The sequence below is a fragment of the Escherichia sp. TW14182 genome (assembly GCF_000208525.1).
Lineage (GTDB): Bacteria > Pseudomonadota > Gammaproteobacteria > Enterobacterales > Enterobacteriaceae > Escherichia > Escherichia ruysiae.
The window spans coordinates 1-24,771 of record NZ_AEJZ01000133.1 but is presented as its reverse complement, the minus strand read 5'-3'; the positions used below and the strand labels follow the sequence as shown (position 1 = coordinate 24,771).

At 53.3% G+C, this 24,771-nt stretch carries 22 protein-coding genes; 7 read left to right on the top strand and 15 right to left on the bottom strand.

All coding sequences use genetic code 11. The annotated features are described in order from the left end of the window. Window positions 1-32: 32 nt before the first annotated feature. From eutG to maeB, 11 genes are all read right to left on the bottom strand, one after another. Window positions 33-1,220: an ethanolamine utilization ethanol dehydrogenase EutG gene (gene eutG / locus EQY_RS0112325; RefSeq protein ID WP_001178768.1), complete on the bottom strand. Its 1,188-nt coding sequence runs from the start codon at window positions 1,218-1,220 to the stop codon at window positions 33-35. Further along, the gene (gene eutJ, locus EQY_RS0112320) at window positions 1,210-2,046 is read right to left on the bottom strand and encodes an ethanolamine utilization protein EutJ (protein ID WP_000929746.1); all 837 of its coding nucleotides are present in this window, start codon (window positions 2,044-2,046) and stop codon (window positions 1,210-1,212) included. The genes eutG and eutJ overlap by 11 nt, the downstream gene beginning before the upstream one ends. A gap of 10 nt (window positions 2,047-2,056) precedes the next feature. Beyond that, window positions 2,057-3,460 (bottom strand): aldehyde dehydrogenase family protein, encoded by a 1,404-nt coding sequence (locus tag EQY_RS0112315; protein WP_001075655.1) that lies wholly within the window; start codon window positions 3,458-3,460, stop codon window positions 2,057-2,059. 11 nt (window positions 3,461-3,471) lie between these two features. Further along, window positions 3,472-3,759 carry an ethanolamine utilization microcompartment protein EutN gene (eutN, locus tag EQY_RS0112310; protein ID WP_000762200.1) on the bottom strand — a complete coding sequence of 96 codons (288 nt, stop codon included), beginning with the start codon at window positions 3,757-3,759 and terminating at the stop codon, window positions 3,472-3,474. 106 nt (window positions 3,760-3,865) lie between these two features. After that, the gene (gene eutM, locus EQY_RS0112305) at window positions 3,866-4,159 is read right to left on the bottom strand and encodes an ethanolamine utilization microcompartment protein EutM (RefSeq protein WP_000387713.1); all 294 of its coding nucleotides are present in this window, start codon (window positions 4,157-4,159) and stop codon (window positions 3,866-3,868) included. 38 nt (window positions 4,160-4,197) lie between these two features. Further along, complete coding sequence (gene pta / locus EQY_RS0112300; RefSeq protein ID WP_000582949.1) at window positions 4,198-5,214, bottom strand: phosphate acetyltransferase; 1,017 nt, start codon at window positions 5,212-5,214, stop codon at window positions 4,198-4,200. Next, a complete protein-coding gene (gene eutT, locus EQY_RS0112295) occupies window positions 5,211-6,014 on the bottom strand; it encodes an ethanolamine utilization cob(I)yrinic acid a,c-diamide adenosyltransferase EutT (protein WP_000651317.1) in 804 nt (267 codons plus the stop codon). Before eutT ends, pta begins: the two co-directional genes overlap by 4 nt. After that, a complete protein-coding gene (gene eutQ / locus EQY_RS0112290; RefSeq protein ID WP_000733924.1) occupies window positions 6,011-6,712 on the bottom strand; it encodes an ethanolamine utilization acetate kinase EutQ in 702 nt (233 codons plus the stop codon). Before eutQ ends, eutT begins: the two co-directional genes overlap by 4 nt. Continuing rightward, window positions 6,687-7,166 carry an ethanolamine utilization acetate kinase EutP gene (eutP, locus tag EQY_RS0112285; RefSeq protein ID WP_000820746.1) on the bottom strand — a complete coding sequence of 160 codons (480 nt, stop codon included), beginning with the start codon at window positions 7,164-7,166 and terminating at the stop codon, window positions 6,687-6,689. Before eutP ends, eutQ begins: the two co-directional genes overlap by 26 nt. Before the next feature lie 12 nt (window positions 7,167-7,178). Next, complete coding sequence (eutS, locus tag EQY_RS0112280; RefSeq protein WP_000356956.1) at window positions 7,179-7,514, bottom strand: ethanolamine utilization microcompartment protein EutS; 336 nt, start codon at window positions 7,512-7,514, stop codon at window positions 7,179-7,181. Between the two features lie 290 nt (window positions 7,515-7,804). Next, window positions 7,805-10,084, bottom strand: coding sequence for an NADP-dependent oxaloacetate-decarboxylating malate dehydrogenase (gene maeB / locus EQY_RS0112275; protein WP_000342666.1), 2,280 nt, complete (start codon window positions 10,082-10,084; stop codon window positions 7,805-7,807). A 285-nt stretch (window positions 10,085-10,369) separates the two neighbouring features. Here maeB and tal point away from each other — a divergent pair, with 285 nt between their 5' ends. Further along, entirely contained in the window at window positions 10,370-11,320 is a 951-nt protein-coding gene (gene tal, locus EQY_RS0112270; protein ID WP_001003728.1) for a transaldolase, read from the top strand. Between the two features lie 19 nt (window positions 11,321-11,339). After that, window positions 11,340-13,349, top strand: coding sequence for a transketolase (tkt, locus tag EQY_RS0112265; RefSeq protein ID WP_000087340.1), 2,010 nt, complete (start codon window positions 11,340-11,342; stop codon window positions 13,347-13,349). 89 nt (window positions 13,350-13,438) lie between these two features. On the opposite strand, the gene EQY_RS0112260 is transcribed toward tkt, so the two are convergent. The 3 genes from EQY_RS0112260 to aegA all read right to left on the bottom strand — a co-directional run bounded on the left by EQY_RS0112260 (window position 13,439) and on the right by aegA (window position 17,230). Beyond that, the gene (locus EQY_RS0112260) at window positions 13,439-14,482 is read right to left on the bottom strand and encodes a DUF1176 domain-containing protein (protein ID WP_001270499.1); all 1,044 of its coding nucleotides are present in this window, start codon (window positions 14,480-14,482) and stop codon (window positions 13,439-13,441) included. A gap of 125 nt (window positions 14,483-14,607) precedes the next feature. Further along, a complete protein-coding gene (gene nudK, locus EQY_RS0112255) occupies window positions 14,608-15,183 on the bottom strand; it encodes a GDP-mannose pyrophosphatase NudK (protein ID WP_010344584.1) in 576 nt (191 codons plus the stop codon). A 67-nt stretch (window positions 15,184-15,250) separates the two neighbouring features. Next, on the bottom strand, window positions 15,251-17,230 hold the full coding sequence (gene aegA, locus EQY_RS0112250) for a formate-dependent uric acid utilization protein AegA (protein ID WP_001078831.1): 1,980 nt from the start codon (window positions 17,228-17,230) through the stop codon (window positions 15,251-15,253). 205 nt (window positions 17,231-17,435) lie between these two features. Between aegA and narQ the strand changes: the two genes are divergently transcribed. After that, window positions 17,436-19,136, top strand: coding sequence for a nitrate/nitrite two-component system sensor histidine kinase NarQ (gene narQ, locus EQY_RS0112245; RefSeq protein ID WP_024212552.1), 1,701 nt, complete (start codon window positions 17,436-17,438; stop codon window positions 19,134-19,136). A gap of 163 nt (window positions 19,137-19,299) precedes the next feature. Continuing rightward, window positions 19,300-22,413 (top strand): multidrug efflux RND transporter permease AcrD, encoded by a 3,114-nt coding sequence (gene acrD / locus EQY_RS0112240; RefSeq protein WP_001263108.1) that lies wholly within the window; start codon window positions 19,300-19,302, stop codon window positions 22,411-22,413. Between the two features lie 98 nt (window positions 22,414-22,511). Here acrD and ypfM read toward each other — a convergent pair whose 3' ends face one another. After that, on the bottom strand, window positions 22,512-22,571 hold the full coding sequence (gene ypfM, locus EQY_RS25655) for a protein YpfM (protein ID WP_001386977.1): 60 nt from the start codon (window positions 22,569-22,571) through the stop codon (window positions 22,512-22,514). 378 nt (window positions 22,572-22,949) lie between these two features. Here ypfM and EQY_RS0112230 point away from each other — a divergent pair, with 378 nt between their 5' ends. The 3 genes from EQY_RS0112230 to EQY_RS0112220 are packed head-to-tail and all read left to right on the top strand — an operon-like array spanning window position 22,950 to window position 24,665. Continuing rightward, complete coding sequence (locus EQY_RS0112230; RefSeq protein WP_000258248.1) at window positions 22,950-23,306, top strand: ArsC family reductase; 357 nt, start codon at window positions 22,950-22,952, stop codon at window positions 23,304-23,306. Between the two features lie 3 nt (window positions 23,307-23,309). Further along, window positions 23,310-24,437, top strand: a complete 1,128-nt coding sequence (gene dapE, locus EQY_RS0112225) for a succinyl-diaminopimelate desuccinylase (protein ID WP_001277782.1) — start codon at window positions 23,310-23,312, stop codon at window positions 24,435-24,437. A gap of 27 nt (window positions 24,438-24,464) precedes the next feature. Next, complete coding sequence (locus EQY_RS0112220) at window positions 24,465-24,665, top strand: YpfN family protein (protein WP_000383836.1); 201 nt, start codon at window positions 24,465-24,467, stop codon at window positions 24,663-24,665. Window positions 24,666-24,771: the final 106 nt, after the last annotated feature.

Here is a 24,771-nt window from a genome sequence, read left to right as displayed (position 1 = left end):
GGATAAGACGCGGCAAGCGTCGCATCCGGCATTTATTGTGCTGCTGCGTACAGGCCGACAATCTGTTCCAGGCTGGCGGTACGCGGATTACTGCGCAGACAAATATCTTCCAGCGCGGCCTGCGCCCATGCGCCGTAATGCGCAGATGTCGCACCAACATCGCCCAGTCGTTTACCAATCCCAACTTCCGCAATCAGCTCACTAACCGCGTTAATAGCATCACGCTCGTCGGATTTTTTAGTTCGCAGCGCCCTGCCTACCTGGCTAAAACGTTCGCGGCATACCATCCGGTTAAACTCCATCACCGTTGGCAGCAGCATGGCATTCACCAGACCGTGCGGAATATGCAGCGCCGCGCCCGGCTGATGCGCCATCGCGTGGCATAACCCAAGCCCCGCACTGGAAAACGCCATTCCCGCCATGCATGATGCGAGCAACATACTTTCGCGCGCGGCAAGGTCGTGCCCGTAGCCCACCGCTTTCGGCAGCGATTTACCAATCATCGCAATGGCGCCAATCGCCAGACTGTCGGTAAACGGTGTGGCGTTCAGTGCGCTATACGCTTCAATGGCATGGGTTAACGCATCGATGCCGGTCATCGCCGTGACATGCGACGGCACGCCTTCGGTCAGCGCGGCATCGAGAATCGCCACATCCGGCATCAGCGAGGCATGTGCTAACACCTGCTTGCGCCCGCTCACAGCGTCGATAATCACCGTTACGTTAGTGGTTTCAGAGCCGGTTCCGGCGGTAGTTGGAACGGCAATCAGTGGCAGGCGCGGTTGCAGAACGCGGGTTTCTGACATTTCTGCCAGCGTGCTATCGGGGTTCGTCACCAGCAACGCCACGGCTTTCGCCGCATCCAGCACCGATCCACCGCCAAACGCAATCACCCCATCGCAACCCGATTCACGCAGTTGCGCCACAGCCGCACACACGTCGGTAATGCACGGTTCGCCCACCGGACATGGCCATAGCGTCATGGCGATACCTTTTACCGCCAGGCTACGCATAAGCCCGGCGGTCATCTCCGCCTGATGCAAAAAGCTGTCTGCCATCACGAACAGATGTTTCAACCCGCGCGTTTGCGCCTGCTGTCCGCAACTGCTCACCGCACCAGAGCCGCAAAGCGTCACCGGTGGAACGCTAAATGTTTTTACCCGTTGCAGATTCAGGGCATCGAATGCCTGAAAGAGCGCGGTCTGCAATTCATTTTGCATAGATCCCCTCCGCTTTCTCTCGCCCGCTACTGGCAATCGCCAGCGGGGTCATAAACAGACTGTGCTGCGGTAAATGCACCTGTAATGTCGGGAATTGTTTGCGAAACAGCTCCGCCACGCCCGGTTGCATACAGGAGCCGCCTGCCAGCCATAAATCAGTAATGCCCTGCCCTGCGATATGCCGTGCGACAATGTCCGCCATTTTTTCGTACACCGGTTTCACCACTGGCCAAATCTCTTCACCGTGACCGCGCTTGTACTGCTCAGCCTCTTCCAGCGGAATACGACGATTTCCGGCGAGCGTCAGAGAAATGTGATGTCCGCCGGTGGCTTCATCCGCCGAGTAGGTCACTTTGCCCTGTTTCACGATGGCAATACCGGTGGTGCCGCCGCCAATATCCACTACGCCTGCGTTATCCAGTTGCAGTAGATCCGCGACTGCGGTTGGTTCATCCAGAACATGGCTGACTTCCAGTCCGGCAGATTCCAGTACGTTGATGGAAATACGCGCATCCGTACCTGGGGGAAATGACGTCGCCGCATGGCTAAAACGGCGACCGAATTGCTGCTCAAGGGTGTCGAGATGGCGACGAACAATGGTGACTGCGCCGAAGAAATCCCAGACGATGCCGTCGCGGACCACATCGGCCCAGTCGAGGCATACCGCCACCGGCTGACCTTCGCGGTCGACAACCATCGACACCACATCGCAGGTGCCCAGATCCACCCCCAGCCACAGCGGAGACTCCGTCGCGCCAGGCGTCTGGTTACACAGCGTTGCCGCCGTTTGCAGACGCGGGGTGAGCCATTGTTCGTCGTGCGCCATCGGTTACTCCTTAAACAATGCGAAACGCATCGACTAATACACAGCGACGCAGACGGACAAACGTCCGTGCGCTGGTTACCCCTTCACCGGTTGGCGTGGTGATAGTCATGGTGGTCCAGCCTTCCCCGCCCAGACCCAGCCCGGCAATGCACGGTCCGTTCTTAACGAAAATGCTGGTATCAATGGCGTTCGCCATCTGGTTCATGTTTTCGATATTGCGCGAGTGCATTGCCGCCGTATGGTGGCAACCGCCTTCCAGTTTCACCGCCAGCGCAATGGCATCCGCCACATTGGCGACGCGCACCACCGGCAGTACCGGCATCATCAGTTCGGTCACGGCAAACGGATGTTCTGCGGTGGTTTCCACAAACAGCAATCGTGTTTCTTGCGGCACGTTCAGGCCGATTGCCGCCGCGATTTTCTCCGCATCGCGACCTACCCAGTCGCGGCTGACTGTGCCCTTTCCGCGTTCGTCGATATTTTTCAGCAACACTGGTTGTAGCTGCTGCGTCTGCTCTGCGGTCAGTTTCACCGCGTTCTGGCCTTGCATCAGACGCATCAGTTCATCGGCTACGCTATCGACGACAATCAGTACCTTTTCATCGGCACAAATAATGTTGTTATCGAAAGAAGCGCCTTTGACAATGGACTGAGCGGCACGGGCAAGGTCGGCGGTTTCATCCACCACTACCGGCGGGTTGCCTGCACCTGCGGCTATCAGACGTTTATTGGTGTGTTTACGCGCCGCTTCCACCACTGCTTCGCCGCCGGTCACCACCAAAAGGCCGATGCCCGGAAACTTGAACAAGCGTTGCGCGGTTTCGATATCCGGATTTGCCACGGTCACCAGTAAGTTTTCCGGCCCGCCTGCGGCAACAATCGCCTGGTTGAGCAGCGTAATCGCCCGCTGGGAGACTTTTTTCGCCGCCGGATGCGGGGCAAAAATGACGCTGTTGCCCGCTGCAATCAGGCTGATGGCGTTGTTAATCACGGTTGCCGCCGGATTGGTTGAAGGCGTTACCGAAGCCACCACGCCCCAGGGCGCGTTTTCAATTAGGGTCAGGCCGTTGTCGCCGGTCAGCACCTGCGCAGAGAGACACTCAACGCCCGGCGTACCGCGCGCCTGAGCGACGTTTTTGGCAAATTTATCTTCGACGCGCCCCATGCCGGTTTCACTGACGGCAAGTTCCGCTAAATCTCTGGCGTGTTTTTCGCCTGCTTCACGAATGGCAGCAATAGCTAACTGGCGCATTGCCACGCTTTTTAACCCTTGCTGAGCAATTTTGGCTGCCGCAACGGCGTCATCCAGGGAAGCGAAAACGCCCATCTCATGAACGACGGCGGGCGGCATGTCACTGCTTTGCATTTTCAGCAGTACCGCTTTCACCACCTGTTCAATATCCTGTTGATTCATGATGTTCTGCCTTATTTGTGGAAAATTACCTGACCGCCAGAGACCACCTCATCGACGATGCCAATCACGCACAGATCGACCGGTGACGTTTCGCTTTTATGCGCCTGGCGGGCGGAACTGCCACTCACCAGCAACACCCACTCCCCGGTTCCTGCGCCAATGTTGTCGATGGCAACGGCACACTGCCCGTCAGGGTTTCCCTGTGAATCAATCATTTCCACCATCAGCAATTTGTCATGCGCCAGTCCGTGATGGCGTACGGTACAAACAATTTGTCCAGTGACGACTGCCAGTTTCATACCCGCCTCCGTGGCGTATTTCAGGTAAAAGCTCCCCCTACCCTCCGCAGAAGGTAAATAGAAAAAGGAGAGAGCGTGACGCCCGAATCGACGTCACACAGGGTGATTACAGGTTACTGCTGTCGCCTTTCAAGCCGATCGGGAACACTTCTTCCAGGTCGCCGTGCGGACGCGGAATAACGTGGACAGATACTAGCTCGCCAATACGCTGTGCCGCTGCGGCACCGGCATCGGTCGCCGCTTTACAGGCAGCAACATCACCGCGAACCATCGCAGTACACAGGCCGCCGCCAATCTGCTTAACACCAACCAGTTTGACGCGCGCAGCTTTTACCATCGCGTCAGAAGCCTCAATCAGTGCAACCAGGCCCCGGGTTTCGATCATTCCTAATGCTTCCATTGTGTTTTCCTCTTTATAGGGGTCCAGAACGGGACCGTTCATTCAACCAGTGTTTGTAAACTGCTTTCGCGGTTCACTTCTGTCTGACGCGGTACGGCTGCCACCAGCGCCAGTTCGATAATTTCCTGCACGCTACAGCCACGAGAGAGATCGTGCATCGGCGCGGCAAGCCCTTGTATCAACGGTCCGACGGCACGATATCCGCCAAGTCGTTGTGCGATTTTGTAGCCAATATTGCCCGCTTCCAGCGACGGAAAAACCATCACATTGGCCTTACCTTGTAGCGGGCTGGCAGGCGCTTTTTGCGCCGCGACATCCGGCACGAAGGCGGCGTCAAACTGTAATTCTCCATCCACCACAAGCTGTGGCGCGCGTTCACGGACGATTTCGGTCGCCTGCTGAACGTTAGCAACGCAGGGGTGACGGGCGCTGCCGTTGCTGGAAAACGACAGCATCGCTACGCGCGGCTCTTCTCCGGTGATGGCGCGCCAGGTGTCGGCGCTGGCAAGCGCGATATCCGCCAGTTGCGCCGCCGTCGGCTGTGGCACCACGCTGCAATCGGCAAAGCCCAACGCGGAGCCGCTGTACTGCGGCAGCATCAGGAAAATGGAGGAGAGCGTTTTACAGCCCGGCTGCAAACCAATAATGCGTAATCCGGCGCGTAACACATTCGCCGTGGAAGAGAGGTTGCCCGCAATGCAAACATTCGCTTTACCGGCGCTGACCATTGCGGCGGCAAACATCAGCGGATCGGTGAGTTTATCCAGCACGTCCGGCGGCGTTTTATCGCCTGCGCGAGCAAGCCAGCGGTGGGCAAATTCTTCCCGCATCGCAAGATTGCTGTGTGGATCTATCACCTGTAGCCCGTCCATCGCCACACCATGACTGAGCGCAAACTGGCGAAGTTCAAACGGATTGGCGACCAGAATGGGCGTTGCCAGAGCTTGTTGATGTAAATATTGCGCGGCTTTCAGCACACGTTGATCTAACGCATCCGGAAAAATCACTCTGGCGGGCGCTCGCAACGCCAGTTCACGACAACGTTCAATTATCATGGCGTCTCTCCCAGTCGTTGTTGGATCTGCTTCACCGTTAGCGGCTGCTTCGTCACGCTCAGGATCATCATCACGTAAACTGTGCTGGAAAGGCGGTTCAGCGCCTGCAAGATGTCCGGGCGTAATACTTCAAAACTGCGGGTGATAAACACCTGCGCCGCTACGGTTTCGGTTTCACGCACTTTGGTGCGTAGCAGATTGAGCAACGCGGCATCGCGCCCGTGGCTGGCTTCCGGCACCAGATGATCGTGATCGAGATAACGCAGAGGCTGATGGGAAAGCCGATGCAGGTCTTCGTCTGAAAGCCCGACAATCGCCTGGCAGCCCAGCGGTTCTCCCAGCGCATCGGCACGCATAATGTTGCCAAGACGCGAGCGGATGTCCGCCAGCCACGGCTGCCACGGTTCCGCCAGTTCAATTTGCAGCCACACTGTCAGCGCAATGGTGCTGTCGAGAACAGCGCGAAAACCCAGGCGCGGATCGCTTTTAGCGACCATTTTTTCCGCCGACAAATGAGTCAGCGTGTCTGGCTTTTTCGCCACCGGCTGGTGGCAGAGTTCGCAGCACGCCTGCGGATATTCATCGCTACTGGTCAGCCCGTGAACGCGCTGCGGCTGCTGCTGTTCATCGTCAACAAACAGGCTGCCCTGCTCGTCAATAAACTTGATGCGCAGATGGCGGCTTTCCAGTAACTCCCGGGCAGAGGGCGTCAGGCGACTGTGCGCAGGGAGATGGATCTCTGCGCCTTCGCTAAGCGTATGGTTCGCTCTTAGCCATGCTTCGGTGATGAAATCTTTCATAGGGATTGCCAGTTAGCCGGCCAGGCGACATACAGAAACTTCACGCTGGATGTCGTACCAAATTCGATGCTGGAACCCTTCGGGATAAACATCACATCGCCTGCTTTGGCGATCATGGTTTCGCCTTCATGGCGAACGTGCAGTTCACCTTCCAGTACCATGTCGATTTCGTCGTAGTTCAGCTTCCACGGGAAGAAGGCGTTATCCCACTGCATAAAACCCGCAGCCATGCTGCTGCCGTCATCTCCGGTAACCAGGTCGGTCAACCCGACGCATTGAGGCTCCGCGCCGTCGAAACGACCAAACTTCACGCTGCCGCCATCGATAACTTTGATGCCGCCTTTGCCGGTCACCGATTTAAAACTCGACTGCATTGCGCCCTGCTCCAGCGACTGCTTTTCCTTCATCACTTTTTCCATCAGTTGCGCGACCAGGCTTTCGGTAAACTGGCCTTCCGGCAGTTGGGCGATGATGGTTTCGCGAATGCGCTGACTTTCGGTTTTATCGGCAGGCGCGCTGGCAGGAACGGACGCCGTTACCGGTGTCGATTCATCGCATTCGGTGATGGTAAACCCCAGCAGATCCGCCACTTCTCGCGCTTCCGGGGTGATAATGCTGGCGCGCAGAACCACGGACATTGCCTGTTCGCCGCGCGCATGGGCTTCACGAATATCATTCGCTGTGATGAGTTTTTTCACCTGCTTCCTCCTGTTCGGTGAGAGATGCCAGATAATCCACCAGTTGCTGCACGCTTTGCGGGTCGTGGCTGTTTAGCTCGAAAATCGGCTCTTCAAAGCCAGTCTCGCGCAATAACTGTCGCGTTGCGGCGACGTCAGCATCCGGCATGTCCGTTTTACTGATGACGGCGATTTGCCGTTTAGTGACGCCAATATCCAGCAACCCGGCAGGTAATCGGCTTTCCGGGTCATTCGCGCCGTGGACATATATCAGCATGTCCACATCCTGTAGCGTGGTAATTAAGGCGTGATACCAGCGGGGATGGCTAAAATATTCACCTGGCGTATCAATATCACCCTTATTATTAAATTCCACAGCCTGCGTTTTTCGCGCGAGGGTATAATTCCCTTGCAACGCATTAAATAACGTTGTCTTTCCTGCTCCGACAGCACCCACAAACGCAATTCGTTTCATGAATGCCTCGCATTAACTTTTGGTCATTTCACAAAGCGTATAATTTAATAAGCGCCCTAAACCGCTGACGGTTTGTGATAACGCTTCTTCTACCGCGCCCACCGAGCCATAAATCACCAGCGCGCCGCTAAAACGGTCAAGAAAACCGATATGCACATCGGCGGCTTTGAGTGCTAAATCGCCGGCGATCATCGCTGTTTCACCGGGAGTTAGCGTCATAATGCCGATTGCGCCGGCATCGGGAACACCGATTTTCTTCGCCAGTTCCTCACCGGGATGCGCAATTAAATGCGCCAGCGTGACCTGTTTACCGGGCACAAATTCCTGAATGATGCGTTCTTTATCCATGAGTCGCCGCCTGTGAAAAATCTGGCGCTATCGTGACAATTTTTCGTCAGAGTAAATAACAAAATTCGGCAAGGGAGTTTAAAAGGTGAGGTAGATCACTAAGAATGGAGAGATATTTTATCTAATGCATAAATTTTCATGTACAGCACATGAATATAATTAAATTGATATTGATTTATTTTTATATGGCGCGCTTTATTATTCGAAAAACAAGTAATAATCCCTTCTGATATATTGCGATAAACCGCTTACCCTGAATATTCAGGGTAAGCGTAAGAGTTAAGAAAGAATTACAGCGGCTGGGTTTGCGCTTCAACCACGGCCAGCGCCACCATGTTGACGATACGACGTACCGATGCGATTGGCGTTAATACATGAACCGGTTTCGCCACGCCCATCAGCACCGGACCAACCGTTACACCTTCCGAGCTGGAAACGCGTAGTAAGTTGTAACTAATGCGGGCGGCTTCCATATTCGGCATCACCAGAATATTAGCGGAACCTTTCAGAGAGCTGTCCGGCATACGATCGTTGCGAATCGCTTCCACCAGCGCCGCATCACCGTGCATTTCGCCATCAATCATCAGTTCTGGCGCACGTTCCCTGACCAGTTCCAGGGCTTTACGCATTTTGCTGGACGACGGGCAATTTGAAGAACCAAAGTTGGAGTGCGAGAGTAAGGCAACACGCGGCTCAATACCGAAACGACGGACAGTTTCTGCCGCCATCAGCGTGATCTCCGCCAGCCCTTCTGCGTCTGGATCATCGTTGACGTAGGTGTCAGCAATGAAGGTGTTACCACTCGGCAGCAGCAGCGCGTTCATTGCGCCTGCGGTGTGAACGCCATCGCGATAACCAAACACATTTTTCACCACACTAAAGTGTTCGTGATAATCCCCCACCGTACCGCAGATCATTGCATCGGCTTCGCCACGCTGAACCATAATCGCGCCGATCACTGTCGGATTGCCGATCAATGCACGCTGTGCCTGTTCCTGGGTGACCCCGCGACGTTTCATGATCTGGAAGTATTCGCTCCAGTACTCTTTAAAGCGCGGATCGGATTCGTTATTGACGATCTCAAAATCAACGCCCGCTTTGATCTGCAAGCCCAGTTTCTGAATACGCATTTCGATCACGTTCGGACGACCAATAAGAATCGGTTTCGCCAGTCCCAGCGTTACCAGTTCCTGAGTCGCGTGCAAAACGCGCGCCTCTTCACCTTCCGGCAGCACCACGCGCTTCGGCGCTTTGCGAGCCTGAGAGAAGATCGGCTTCATAAACAGGTTGGTTTTGTAAACGAACTCGGTCAGTTTGTCGATGTAGACGTCGAAATCAGCAATCGGACGCGTCGCCACGCCGGACTCCATTGCCGCTTTTGCCACCGCTGGCGCGATCTTGACGATCAGACGCGGATCGAACGGTTTAGGAATGATGTATTCCGGGCCAAAGCTCAGATCCTGATCGCCATAGGCAGAAGCAACCACTTCGCTCTGTTCCGCATGAGCCAGTTCAGCAATCGCACGTACCGCCGCCAGTTTCATCTCTTCATTAATAGCGGTTGCACCAACGTCCAGCGCGCCACGGAAAATGAACGGGAAGCAAAGCACGTTGTTGACCTGGTTTGGATAGTCAGAACGACCAGTACAGATGATGGCATCCGGACGCACTTCTTTCGCCAGCGGCGGCAGAATTTCCGGTTCCGGATTCGCCAGCGCCAGGATCATCGGCGCGCGAGCCATTTTCTTCACCATTTCCTGGGTCAGCACTTTCGGGCCGGAGCAGCCAAGGAAAATATCCGCGCCTTCAATTACATCGTCGAGAGTACGTTTACCGTCATCCACCACCGCATAAGCGGCTTTGGTTTCCGCCATGTTCGGCTCTCGACCCTGATAGATAACGCCTTTCGAGTCACAAACCACGATGTTATGTTTTTGCAGCCCCAGTGCCACCAGCAGGTTCATACAGGCGATGGCGGCTGCCCCCGCGCCGGAAACCACCATCCGCACGTCGGAGATGTTTTTCTCTACCACGCGCAAGCCGTTAAGGATAGCGGCGGTGCTGATGATTGCCGTTCCGTGCTGGTCGTCGTGGAATACCGGAATGTTCATCCGCTGGCGCAGTTTCTGCTCAATATAGAAGCACTCTGGCGCTTTAATGTCTTCGAGGTTGATGCCGCCAAAGGTCGGTTCCAGCGCAGCGACCACTTCGATAAATTTGTCCGGATCGAGTTCATCAACTTCAATGTCAAACACATCAATCCCGGCGAATTTCTTAAACAGAACGCCCTTGCCTTCCATCACTGGTTTGCCTGCCAGCGCGCCAATGTTGCCTAACCCCAGTACCGCCGTACCGTTGGAGATCACCGCCACCAGGTTACCGCGCGCAGTATATTTGTAGGCTTTTAACGGATCTTTCTCGATTTCAAGACAAGGCGCGGCGACGCCAGGTGAGTAGGCCAGCGCCAGATCGCGCTGCGTGGCCAGAGGTTTAGTGGGAGAAACCTGGATTTTCCCTGGAACTGGAAATTCATGGAAATCAAGTGCACTTTGTTTTAACTGGTCATCCATTTGGTTGTTCCTTTCACGTAACGTTCACAAAAATGCGTGGGCAACTGCCTCAGCCCACAACATGGCGCACATTATTACCTTGCCGGAGCTTTCAGACTTTGAGCAAGTCCAAACTCTCCTCATAAAAATAATATTTTGGCAATAATCCTATAACACTGATGTTACCTGCTTAATCCGGCAATACCATGCCTGTCTGCTATGCTTTTTTGATGCGATTAGCAAAATTTCTCAGAAGTGTGAATTAACGCACTCACCTAACACTTTACTTTTCAAGGAGTATTTCCTATGAACGAGTTAGACGGCATTAAACAATTCACCACTGTCGTGGCAGACAGCGGCGATATTGAGTCCATTCGCCATTATCATCCTCAGGATGCCACCACCAATCCTTCGCTATTACTCAAGGCTGCCGGATTATCACAATATGAGCATTTAATAGACGATGCTATCGCCTGGGGTAAAAAAAATGGTCAAACGCAGGAACAACAAGTGGTAGCTGCCTGCGATAAGCTGGCGGTCAATTTCGGTACAGAAATTCTCAAAATCGTACCCGGTCGTGTATCGACAGAAGTTGACGCACGCCTCTCTTTTGATAAAGAAAAGAGTATTGAGAAAGCGCGTCATCTGGTGGATTTGTACCAGCAGCAGGGCGTTGAGAAATCACGCATTCTGATCAAGCTAGCTTCAACCTGGGAAGGGATCCGCGCGGCAGAAGAGCTGGAAAAAGAAGGCATTAATTGCAATCTGACGCTGCTGTTTTCCTTTGCTCAGGCACGCGCCTGTGCAGAAGCGGGCGTTTTTCTGATTTCGCCATTTGTCGGGCGTATTTATGACTGGTATCAGGCGCGCAAGCCGCTGGATCCGTATGTGGTGGAAGAAGATCCGGGCGTTAAGTCGGTGCGTAATATCTACGACTATTTCAAGCAGCACCGCTATGAAACCATTGTGATGGGCGCAAGTTTCCGCCGTACCGAGCAAATCCTCGCTTTAACCGGTTGCGATCGTCTGACTATCGCGCCGAACTTGCTGAAAGAGTTGCAGGAAAAAGTCTCGCCAGTCGTCCGCAAATTGATCCCGCCTTCTCAGACGTTCCCACGCCCTGCCCCCATGAGCGAAGCGGAGTTCCGTTGGGAGCACAATCAGGATGCGATGGCGGTAGAAAAACTGTCTGAAGGCATCCGCCTGTTCGCCGTCGATCAACGCAAACTGGAAGATCTTCTTGCCGCCAAACTATAAACCAGCCACGGAGTGTTATATGTCCCGAAAAGACCTTGCCAATGCGATTCGCGCGCTCAGTATGGATGCGGTGCAAAAAGCCAATTCTGGTCATCCCGGCGCGCCGATGGGCATGGCCGATATTGCCGAAGTGCTGTGGAACGATTTTCTTAAACATAACCCCACCGATCCAACCTGGTATGATCGCGACCGCTTTATTCTCTCCAACGGTCATGCCTCGATGCTGCTCTACAGTTTGCTGCATCTGACCGGTTACGACCTGCCGCTGGAAGAGCTGAAGAACTTCCGTCAGTTGCATTCGAAAACCCCAGGACACCCTGAGCTTGGCTATACGCCAGGCGTTGAAACCACCACAGGGCCGCTGGGGCAAGGGCTGGCGAACGCGGTTGGACTGGCGATAGCAGAACGTACGCTGGCGGCGCAGTTTAACCAGCCGGATCATGAAATTGTCGATCACTTCACTTATGTGTTTATGGGCGACGGCTGCCTGATGGAAGGTATTTCTCACGAAGTCTGTTCGCTGGCGGGCACGCTGGGGCTAGGCAAGCTGATTGGTTTTTACGATCACAACGGTATTTCCATCGACGGTGAAACCGAAGGCTGGTTTACCGACGATACGGCAAAACGTTTTGAAGCCTATCACTGGCATGTTGTCCATGAAATCGACGGTCACGATCCGCAGGCGGTGAAAGAAGCGATTCTCGAAGCGCAAAGCGTGAAAGATAAGCCGTCGTTGATTATCTGCCGCACGGTGATTGGCTTCGGTTCGCCTAATAAAGCGGGTAAGGAAGAGGCGCACGGCGCACCACTGGGGGAAGAAGAAGTGGCGCTGGCACGGCAAAAACTGGGCTGGCACCATCCGCCATTTGAGATCCCTAAAGAGATTTATCACGCCTGGGATGCCCGCGAAAAAGGCGAAAAAGCGCAGCAGAGCTGGAATGAAAAGTTTGCAGCTTATAAAAAAGCCCATCCGCAACTGGCAGAGGAGTTTACCCGCCGGATGAGCGGAGGTTTGCCGAAGGACTGGGAGAAAACGACGCAGAAATATATCAATGAGTTGCAGGCGAATCCGGCGAAAATCGCTACCCGTAAGGCGTCGCAAAATACGCTTAACGCTTACGGCCCCATGCTGCCGGAACTGCTCGGCGGTTCGGCGGATCTGGCTCCCAGTAACTTAACCATCTGGAAAGGTTCGGTGTCGCTGAAGGAAGATCTGGCAGGGAATTATATTCACTACGGAGTGCGTGAATTTGGTATGACCGCCATCGCCAACGGCATCGCGCACCACGGTGGATTTGTACCGTATACCGCGACGTTCCTGATGTTTGTTGAATACGCCCGCAACGCCGCACGTATGGCGGCGCTGATGAAAGCGCGGCAGATTATGGTTTATACCCATGACTCGATTGGTCTGGGGGAAGATGGCCCGACGCACCAGGCGGTTGAGCAACTGGCCAGTTTGCGCTTAACCCCGAATTTCAGCACCTGGCGACCGTGCGATCAGGTGGAAGCAGCGGTGGGCTGGAAGCTGGCGGTTGAGCGCCACAACGGACCGACGGCACTGATCCTCTCAAGGCAGAACCTGGCCCAGGTGGAACGTACGCCGGATCAGGTAAAAGAGATTGCTCGTGGCGGTTATGTGCTGAAAGACAGCGGCGGTAAGCCAGATATTATTTTGATTGCTACCGGTTCAGAGATGGAAATCACCCTGCAAGCGGCGGAGAAATTAGCAGGAGAAGGTCGCAATGTTCGCGTGGTTTCCCTGCCCTCGACCGATATTTTCGACGCCCAGGATGAGGAATATCGGGAGTCGGTGTTGCCTTCTAACGTTGCGGCTCGCGTGGCGGTGGAAGCAGGCATCGCCGATTACTGGTACAAGTATGTTGGTCTGAAAGGGGCAATTGTCGGGATGACAGGTTATGGGGAATCTGCTCCGGCGGATAAGCTGTTCCCGTTCTTTGGCTTTACCGCCGAGAATATTGTGGCAAAAGCGCATAAGGTGCTGGGAGTGAAAGGTGCCGGATGCTGATCGCCTGATGCTGATTGCCGGATGCGACGCTGACGCGTCTTATCCGGCCTACAGCGTCTTATCCTGTCTACATGTCCCCGCCATTTTGTTTAACGGGTGATCCACAACGTGGGCCAGGCGTCTGGCCCATGCCAGTTATCGCAGGTGGGTTCGGCAGCGTAACGCACCAGACGAAAACGCTGGCCGTCAAAACGCCAGCGCGTCTGGATACCACAATCGCTTAATCCACGGCCTTTCGCTAACGTCACCAGTTCACGCGATTTTTCATCAAATGTCGCGTTCATCAGTTCCAGTTCATTCGTCTCCTGACCGTTATTGAACGGCAAACGCAACCGTACCGGACGCGAGGCCAGCGGCTTTTTACGCGACACAATCCATGCCAAATCAATGGTGTTATAGGCCCCTGCCTCACAGCTAATCATCATCAGCGCTTTATCATCAGTCAGCGCAGTGACATTCACCTCACGACGCAATGGATCAAGCGAGCAGCGCAGACCATTCATCCGCCAGTTTCCATAATCCAGCAAATCGTTGCGTTCTTCGAGTGAGAGTGGCGTCGGCGTTGGGTTAACCACCACAACCTCTTTCAGCGCAGGCGCGGGCGGTACGCTGAGTGGCGGCTCGTCTCCTTTCTTGATCCACGCAGTTTCACTGCCAACGCGCTTTTGCTGGGCATCAATAAACAACAACGCCGCTTTTAATCCATTAAGAGAAATGGTCTGATCGCCGTCGCGTAAGGTAATTGCCTTCCCTTCCTGAATCATTTGCAAAAACGCGGTGATGGTCGCCGTATCATCGGTCACTAATAACCACGGCGAAATCCGCCACTTGTCCCCGCTTAACGCCAGCGGCTCGCCATCTAACAGCAGTCGTGGCGCTATCGCCTCTTCCGACGCATCCGGCGACTTCAACCCGCCGCGCTCAATACGTAAAACGGCATCGGTATGCGCCCCGGCACTGCGACTGAGAGTCATCACCAGTCCATTATGATTGCCAGTGTTGCGCGCTACGCAGAAATTTTGGTTGTTACAGGTGACCTGCCAGTCGGAAAACGTCCGCTGCGCTGGTGCTGCCCACGCGAAAGACGTCGGCAACAAAGCGAAAAAAAAGAGCAGGAAAATGCGATAGCGCATGGACGGTACGACCCCAGAAGTTCAAACAAACAGCACAAGTCGTATCTTCGTTGCGCAGGTAGCGCGGCTCAATCGGATTTATCGGATTGAGCCAATAATAAACAACGAAATATTATTGTTATTTTTCAGTCCATTAAATGTGACGTTTGTAAATAGTTAAGCAATAACACCGTCTTACCGTCACGTATCTCGCCGGTATTAATCATCTCAAGCGCCTGGCTGAACGGCAGCTCAAGCACTTCAATATCTTCATCTTCGACGCCGCCCCCCGCGTTAGCACGCTGACTGTCACTGTATTCGGCGATAAAAAAGTGGATTAGCTCGGTCACACCGCCAGGCGACATATACAGTTCAAATAATTTGCGTACTTCGCCAACCTCATAACCCGTCTCTTCAATCGCTTCTTTGCGAATGCACACTTCGGGTTCGTCGTTGTCCAGCAGCCCGGCACAGGTTTCAATCAACTGCCCGCTTTCATTGCCATTAACCCAGGTCGCGACGCGGAACTGACGAATCAGAACTACGGTCTTTTTCTTCGCGTTGTACAGGAGGATCGTCGCGCCATTGCCGCGATCGTAAACTTCACGTTTATGGCGGATAACTTCGCCATCTTTGCGGGTGAGATCGTAGGTAATGTTGTGCAGGGTGAAATAGTTATCGGAGAGAATTTGGTCTTTGATGAGGGTGATTTGTTGCGTCATACCGACTCCACAGCGCGAAATGAACAAGTATCTTACGCTGTGAAGTCGGGTTTGTCTGCGGATGGAATTAGTGAGATTTGACTGATTTTATCCCCAGCCAGTCAATAATTCCCTGCGCCGCATGGCGCCCTTCCGCCATTGCAGTCACCACGAGATCCGCACCGCGCACGGCATCGCCACCAGCGAAGATTTTCGGGTTCGTCGTCTGGTAACGGTACTGACTTTCAACATCAGCCACGATGCGCCCCCATTTATCCACCGTTACACCGTGTGACTGAAGCCACGGCATATCATGCGGATTAAAACCAAACGCCATAATCACCGCGTCGGCAGGCATGACAAATTCACTGCCTTCCACCGGCACCGGACGCCGACGCCCTTGGGCATCCGGCTCGCCAAGACGCGTGCGCAGGAAACGAATCCCGCAGACGTGACCTTGCTCATTCAATTCAAGCGCCACTGGCTGGACGTTAAATTCGAAGTTAGCCCCCTCTTCGCGGGCGTTCTTCACCTCTTTTTTCGAACCGGGCATGTTAGCTTCATCACGACGATAGGCGCAGGTGACGTTACTTGCGCCGTGGCGCAGCGCGGTGCGCACACAGTCCATCGCGGTGTCGCCGCCGCCCAGTACAACGACATTTAGCCCGGCTGTATTGATAAACGGCTCTTCCGGTAGCTCTTCAAGCCCCATCACCTGTTTGGTGTTGGCAATAAGGAACGGCAGAGCGTCATAAACGCCCGGCGCATCTTCATTGGGTAAGCCCGCTTTCATGGAACGGTAAGTGCCGACGCCAACGAAGACTGCGTCGTATTGTTCGAGCAGCGAATCCAAAGAGACATCTTTACCCACTTCACAATTGAGTTTGAAGTGAATCCCCATTGCGCTGAAGATTTCCCGACGGCGCGCCATCAGCGATTTATCCAATTTGAAAGAAGGAATGCCAAAGGTGAGCAAACCACCGATTTCTGGATGGCGATCGTATACCGTCACCTCCACGCCGCTGCGGGTCAGGACGTCCGCACAGGCCAGCCCCGCAGGCCCCGCACCGATAATCGCCACTCGCTTGTCCACTTTGGTGACATGGCTTAAGTCAGGACGCCAACCTTTCGCCAACGCCTGATCTGAAATGTAGCGTTCAATGTTGCCGATAGTCACCGCGCCGTGCTCATCGCGAATGGTGCAGGCGCCTTCACACAAGCGATCTTGCGGACAGACGCGTCCGGTAATTTCTGGCAGGGTGTTGGTCTGGTGAGAAAGCTCGACGGCGGCGTCGATATTTCCGGCTTTCACCAGTTCAATCCACTGCGGAATATGGTTATGCAGCGGGCAGGTCCATTCACAGACGCTATGCTCGCCGCACTTCAGGCAGCGCGAGGCTTCCCGTTGTGCCTGGTCGGTGCGGAATGGCAGATAAATTTCATCAAAGCCGGTTTTGCGCGCTTCAATTGCCAGTTTATCCGGCTCGCCGCGCGCGGGCGTTGCCTGCATTTGCTCGACTTTACTCATTACCGGCATTTCTTGTGCCGCTGTACTGGTATGCCACGGTTGATGTTCCTGACGTGCAGTGCGCAAGCGGCGAGATTTCGCTATGCCGGAGAGTGCGGCGTCGGTGACCAGTTGCAGCGCATCCGCCGGGCAGTTTTCGACACAGGCGGGGCCGTTTTCTCGCCCTGCGCACAGGTCGCATTTATGTGCCGTGGCTTTCACTTTACCCGCTGTGACGGGTGTCAGGGCAATCTGCATGGTGCCAAACGGACAGGCTACCACACAGGATTTACAGCCAATACACTTTTGCTGATTGACCTGAATGCTGTCATCAACATGGCTGATTGCGCCATTGGGGCAGCTACGGGCACAGGGCGCATCTTCGCAATGGTGACAGGTCACTGCACTACGTTGCTGCTGATGTTTGATAACCGTAATTCGGGGATGAAAATGGTGTTGGCTCAGGACATGTTGCTCATCATTGTGAGCCATGACACAGGCAATTTCACAAGCATGACAACCCAGACATTGCTGACTGTTGGCCATAATAAAACGATTCATAACGACCTTCTTTTTTGGTTGTAAAAACCTTATTCTTTATATGAGTGTTGTTATTACCCGACTTGCAGGGGAATCGGCAATGTCCATGTGCCCAGAACAAGTAACTATTTCGCTATAAACTGTGGCAGATCAAATAATCCCATCACTGACTAAATTGCGTTTCAACAACCTGGAACATTAATGATTTTATGTGGAGAAGACGCGTGTGATTGTTAAACGACCCGTCTCGGCCAGTCTGGCCAGGGCCTTTTTTTACATTGTGCTGCTGTCGATTCTTTCCACGGGTATCGCTCTGCTAACTCTGGCGAGCAGTTTGCGCGACGCTGAGGCGATCAATATTGCCGGATCGCTGCGTATGCAGAGTTACCGCCTGGGCTACGACTTGCAAAGTGGCAGTCCACAACTCAATGCGCATCGCCAGTTGTTCCAGCAGGCACTGCATTCACCGGTATTAACCAATCTCAACGTCTGGTATGTGCCAGAGGCAGTAAAAACCCGCTATGCGCATCTGAATGCCAACTGGCTGGAGATGAATAATCGGCTCAGCAAGGGGGATTTGCCGTGGTATCAGGCCAATATCGATAATTATGTCAATCAGATAGACCTGTTCGTGCTGGCTTTACAGCACTACGCTGAACGCAAAATGCTGCTGGTGGTGGCGATTTCGCTGGCTGGCGGCATCGGTATTTTCACGCTGGTCTTTTTTACTCTGCGCCGCATACGCCATCAGGTCGTTGCCCCACTGAATCAACTGGTTACCGCCAGTCAGCGTATTGAACACGGTCAGTTCGACTCACCGCCGCTGGATACCAGCCTGCCCAATGAGCTGGGACTGCTGGCCAAAACCTTTAACCAGATGTCGAGCGAACTGCATAAATTGTACCGTTCGCTGGAAGCGTCAGTAGAAGAAAAAACCCGCGATCTCCACGAGGCCAAGCGCCGTCTGGAGGTGTTGTATCAGTGTTCGCAGGCGCTGAACACCAGCCAGATTGATGTGCATTGTTTCCGCCACATTTTGCAGATTGTTCGCGACAATGAAGCGGCTGAATATCTGGAGTTAAATGTCGGTGAAAACTGGCGGATTAGCGAAGGAAAGCCCAACCCGCAACTGCCGATGCAGATTTTACCGGTGACCATGCAAGAGACGGTTTACGGCGAGCTGCACTGGCAAAACAGCAACGTGTCGGCCTCCGAACCGCTGCTTAATAGCGTTTCATCGATGCTGGGGCGCGGTTTGTACTTTAACCAGGCACAGAAACATTTTCAGCAATTGCTGTTGATGGAGGAACGCGCGACCATCGCCCGCGAATTACACGACTCGCTGGCTCAGGTGCTTTCTTATTTGCGTATCCAGTTGACGTTACTGAAGCGTTCGATACCGGAAGATAACGCCACCGCACAAAGTATCATGGCCGATTTTTCCCAGGCATTGAATGATGCGTATCGGCAGTTACGCGAGCTGCTGACCACTTTCCGCCTCACGCTGCAGCAGGCGGATCTCCCTTCCGCGCTGCGGGAAATGCTGGATACATTACAAAATCAAACCAGCGCCAAACTGACCCTCGACTGCCGCTTGCCAACCCTGGCGCTGGATGCGCAAATGCAGGTGCATCTGTTGCAAATTATTCGTGAAGCGGTGCTGAATGCGATGAAGCACGCCAACGCCAGCGAAATCGCTGTTAGCTGCGTCACCGCACCGGACGGCAACCACACGGTCTATATCCGTGACAACGGGATTGGCATCGGTGAACCGAAAGAACCTGAAGGCCATTATGGTCTGAATATTATGCGCGAACGCGCGGAACGACTGGGCGGAACGCTGACATTTTCGCAACCTTCCGGCGGCGGCACGTTAGTGAGTATTAGCTTTCGCTCTGCGGCGGGTGAGGAAAGTCAACTGATGTAATACCTCTTGTTGACCAAAGAATACGGGCACTTAAGGTTCAGTATAAAAGGGCATGATAATTTACATTATCTCCTTTTTTTCTCCACGATTGGCTCGTACCTTGCCGCTACAGTGAAGCAAGTCAAGCCTACAACGATACGCAGAAACACGAGGTCCTCTTTTAATGGCGAATTTCTTTATTGATCGCCCCATTTTTGCCTGGGTGCTGGCAATCCTGTTGTGTCTGACAGGAACCCTGGCGATTTTCTCATTGCCCGTTGAACAATACCCGGATCTCGCGCCGCCAAACGTGCGAGTGACCGCTAACTATCCAGGCGCTTCGGCTCAGACGCTGGAAAACACCGTAACCCAGGTTATCGAGCAGAATATGACTGGCCTCGATAACCTGATGTATATGTCGTCACAAAGCAGTGGCACCGGTCAGGCATCTGTCACCTTAAGTTTTAAAGCCGGAACCGACCCGGACGAGGCGGTGCAACAGGTGCAAAACCAGCTGCAATCGGCCATGCGTAAACTCCCACAGGCGGTACAAAACCAGGGCGTGACAGTACGTAAAACCGGCGATACTAACATCCTGACCATTGCTTTCGTCTCTACCGATGGTTCGATGGATAAACAAGATATTGCCGATTACGTTGCCAGTAATATTCAGGATCCGTTAAGCCGCGTTAACGGCGTTGGTGATATCGACGCCTATGGTTCACAGTACTCGATGCGTATCTGGCTTGATCCGGCAAAACTGAACAGCTTCCAGATGACGGCTAAAGATGTAACCGACGCCATTGAGTCACAGAACGCGCAGATTGCGGTCGGACAGCTTGGCGGTACACCTTCTGTCGATAAACAAGCATTGAACGCTACCATTAACGCCCAGTCGCTGTTGCAAACGCCTGAACAGTTCCGCGATATCACCTTGCGGGTAAATCAGGATGGTTCGGAAGTGAAACTGGGCGATGTTGCCACCGTCGAAATGGGGGCGGAGAAATACGATTATCTTAGCCGCTTTAATGGTAAGCCTGCCTCCGGTCTGGGAGTAAAACTGGCTTCCGGCGCGAACGAAATGGCCACGGCGAAGCTGGTACTGAACCGGCTCGACGAACTGGCGCAATACTTCCCTCCCGGTCTGGAATATAAGGTGGCGTATGAAACCACCTCGTTTGTTAAAGCCTCCATTGAAGACGTGGTGAAAACCCTGTTAGAAGCTATCGCGCTGGTTTTCCTCGTCATGTATCTGTTCCTGCAAAACTTCCGCGCTACGCTGATTCCAACTATCGCCGTGCCGGTGGTGTTAATGGGCACTTTCTCTGTGCTTTACGCCTTCGGTTACAGCGTCAACACCTTAACCATGTTTGCGATGGTGCTGGCGATCGGTCTGCTGGTGGATGACGCCATCGTGGTAGTGGAAAACGTCGAACGTATTATGAGTGAGGAAGGACTCACTCCTCGCGAAGCTACACGTAAATCGATGGGGCAGATCCAGGGGGCACTGGTCGGGATTGCGATGGTGCTGTCGGCGGTATTTGTGCCAATGGCCTTCTTTGGCGGCACGACCGGAGCTATCTATCGCCAGTTCTCTATTACCATTGTTGCGGCGATGGTGCTGTCGGTGCTGGTGGCGATGATCCTCACTCCGGCGCTGTGTGCCACGCTACTTAAGCCACTGAAAAAAGGTGAGCATCACGGGCAGAAAGGCTTTTTTGCCTGGTTTAACCAGATGTTCAACCGTAACGCCGAACGCTACGAGAAAGGGGTGGCGAAAATTCTCCACCGCAGCCTGCGCTGGATTTTGATTTACGTCCTGCTGTTAGGCGGTATGGTGTTTCTGTTCCTGCGTCTGCCGACGTCATTCCTGCCACTGGAAGACCGTGGCATGTTCACCACGTCGGTGCAGCTACCCAGCGGTTCGACCCAGCAACAGACGCTGAAAGTGGTGGAACAGATCGAGAAGTATTACTTCACTCATGAGAAAGACAATATCACGTCGGTATTTGCCACGGTCGGTTCAGGCCCTGGCGGCAACGGGCAAAACGTGGCGCGTATGTTTATCCGCCTGAAAGACTGGAGTGAGCGCGACAGTAAGACCGGCACTTCGTTTGCCATTATCGAACGTGCAACGAAAGAATTTAATAAGATTAAAGAAGCCCGCGTTATCGCCAGCAGCCCGCCGGCAATTAGCGGTCTTGGCAGTTCTGCGGGTTTTGATATGGAGTTGCAGGATCACGCCGGAGCGGGTCACGATGCGCTGATGGCTGCACGTAACCAGTTGCTGGCGCTGGCAGCGGAAAATCCGGAATTAACCCGCGTGCGCCATAACGGTCTTGATGACAGTCCGCAGTTGCAGATTGATATCGACCAACGTAAAGCTCAGGCGCTGGGCGTTGCCATTGACGATATTAACGACACGCTGCAAACCGCGTGGGGTTCAAGCTATGTAAATGACTTTATGGATCGCGGTCGCGTGAAGAAAGTCTATGTGCAGGCCGCCGCGCCGTATCGGATGCTGCCGGATGATATCAACCTGTGGTATGTGCGTAACAAAGACGGTGGGATGGTGCCCTTCTCTGCCTTCGCGACCTCTCGCTGGGAGACAGGTTCGCCGCGTCTGGAACGCTATAACGGCTATTCTGCGGTAGAGATTGTCGGGGAAGCCGCACCGGGCGTCAGTACGGGTACAGCGATGGATATTATGGAATCGTTAGTGAAGCAGTTGCCGAACGGCTTTGGACTGGAGTGGACGGCGATGTCGTACCAGGAACGACTTTCCGGTGCGCAAGCTCCGGCGCTGTATGCCATTTCATTGCTGGTGGTATTCCTGTGTCTGGCTGCACTTTATGAAAGTTGGTCAGTACCGTTCTCGGTAATGCTGGTTGTACCGCTGGGAGTTATCGGCGCGCTGCTGGCAACCTGGATGCGTGGGCTGGAAAACGACGTTTACTTCCAGGTGGGTTTATTAACGGTCATTGGTTTATCGGCGAAAAACGCCATCCTCATTGTCGAGTTCGCTAACGAGATGAACCAAAAAGGTCACGACCTGTTTGAAGCGACTCTTTATGCCTGCCGCCAGCGTTTACGCCCGATACTGATGACCTCGCTGGCGTTTATCTTCGGCGTACTGCCGATGGCAATCAGCAGCGGTGCCGGTTCCGGTGGTCAACATGCGGTGGGTACTGGCGTAATGGGGGGAATGATCTCCGCCACCATTCTGGCGATTTACTTCGTGCCGCTGTTCTTTGTGCTGGTACGCCGTCGTTTCCCTCTGAAGCCACGCCCGGAATAAGCAATAAAAAAGGCGACATGCCAACGTGTCGCCTTTTTCAACTTTCTGATAAAGAACCTGTTCATCAGGTTCTTTCATTTTACCTTCTGTCCTGGTAATTACTTGCGAAGCATAACTTCGATAAAGTCTTTCCAGTTCCCCAGTTCACGTTCAATCATAACAACCTCTCTTATAATTATGGGTATTCTACGGAAACAATATACCGTGGTGAAGCTAATTTATTCGATTGCAGTGATTACTACCTCCGGGGCAAAACCTATGTAAATACTATGGCCCTGAGACAGGGATTTTTATGTGATGCAAAGCAACATTTCAACAGATTCATACGGATTCTAATACTTGCTTAATTCTGTTTGAAATACATACAGATACCTAGGGGAATATTCTTAATAATTACATTCAAAATGCTCACAATTATTTAATAATTGTTAAGTGAAACACCTTAATAATGTTATATTCCCTGGTATTCATTTGTCGGGGAAATGTATTGACCGTTAAATGAGTATTTATTCTTATAAATCGAAAAAGGATTCATTATGGTTACACTTTACGGCATTAAAAATTGTGACACCATTAAAAAGGCTCGCCGTTGGCTGGAAGCCAATAACATCGACTATCGTTTTCATGATTATCGCGTTGATGGGCTGGACAGCGAATTATTGAACGGTTTTATCAACGAATTAGGCTGGGAAGCGTTACTCAACACCCGTGGTACTACCTGGCGTAAACTGGACGAAACCACGCGCAATAAAATCACCGATGCGGCTTCTGCGGCGGCATTAATGACTGAAATGCCTGCAATTATCAAACGCCCATTGCTCTGCGCGCCAGGGAAGCCTATGCTGCTTGGTTTCAGTGAATCCAGTTATCAGCAATTTTTCCATGAGGTGTAGTCTATGTCGTGTCCGGTTATTGAGCTGACACAGCAGCTTATTCGCCGCCCATCCTTAAGTCCTGATGACGCAGGATGTCAGGCAATCATTACCGAACGTTTACAGGCGATCGGTTTTACCATCGAACGCATGGACTTTGCGGATACGCAGAATTTTTGGGCGTGGCGTGGACAGGGAGAAACGTTAGCCTTTGCCGGACATACCGACGTTGTACCGCCTGGCGATGCCGACCGTTGGATCAATCCACCATTTGAACCGACCATTCGCGACGGTATGTTATTTGGGCGCGGCGCGGCAGATATGAAAGGGTCGCTGGCGGCGATGGTGGTAGCAGCAGAACGCTTTGTCGCTCAACATCCCAACCATAAAGGTCGACTGGCGTTTCTGATCACCTCAGACGAAGAAGCCAGCGCCCACAACGGCACGGTCAAAGTGGTCGAAACCTTAATGGCACGCCGTGAACGGCTGGATTACTGCCTGGTTGGTGAACCGTCGAGTATCGAAGTGGTCGGTGATGTAGTGAAAAATGGCCGTCGCGGATCGTTGACCTGTAACCTTACTATTCATGGCGTGCAAGGGCATGTGGCCTACCCACACCTTGCAGATAACCCTGTACATCGTGCAGCGCCTTTCCTCAATGAGTTAGTGGCTATCGAGTGGGATCAGGGCAATGAATTTTTCCCGGCAACCAGTATGCAAATAGCCAATATTCAGGCGGGTACTGGCAGCAATAATGTCATTCCGGGTGAGCTGTTTGTACAGTTTAACTTCCGCTTTAGCACCGAACTTACTGATGAAATGATCAAAGCACAGGTGCTTACCCTGCTTGAAAAACATCAACTGCGTTATACGGTCGATTGGTGGCTTTCCGGGCAGCCATTTTTGACTGCGCGCGGTAAACTGGTAGATGCGGTCGTCAACGCGGTTGAGCACTATAATGAAATTAAACCGCAGCTACTGACCACAGGCGGAACGTCCGACGGGCGCTTTATTGCCCGCATGGGGGCGCAGGTGGTGGAACTTGGGCCGGTCAATGCCACTATTCATAAAATTAATGAATGTGTGAACGCTGCCGACCTGCAGCTACTTGCCCGTATGTATCAACGTATCATGGAACAGCTCGTCGCCTGATGAGTGGTTCTGCAAGAGGAAAAAAGCATGGACTGGCTGGCTAAATATTGGTGGATTCTGGTGATTGTCTTTTTGGTGGGCGTCCTGCTGAATGTTATCAAAGATCTCAAGCGCGTCGACCATAAGAAATTTCTCGCCAACAAGCCGGAGCTTCCCCCGCATCGTGATTTCAACGATAAATGGGACGATGACGACGACTGGCCGAAGAAGGATCAACCGAAGAAGTAAGCTGGAGGGGCCGGATAATGTCTGGCGCTCAACCGTAGGCCGGATAAGACGCGTCAGCGTCGCATCAGGCATCATAGCCGGATGCGGCGTGAACGCCTTATCCGGC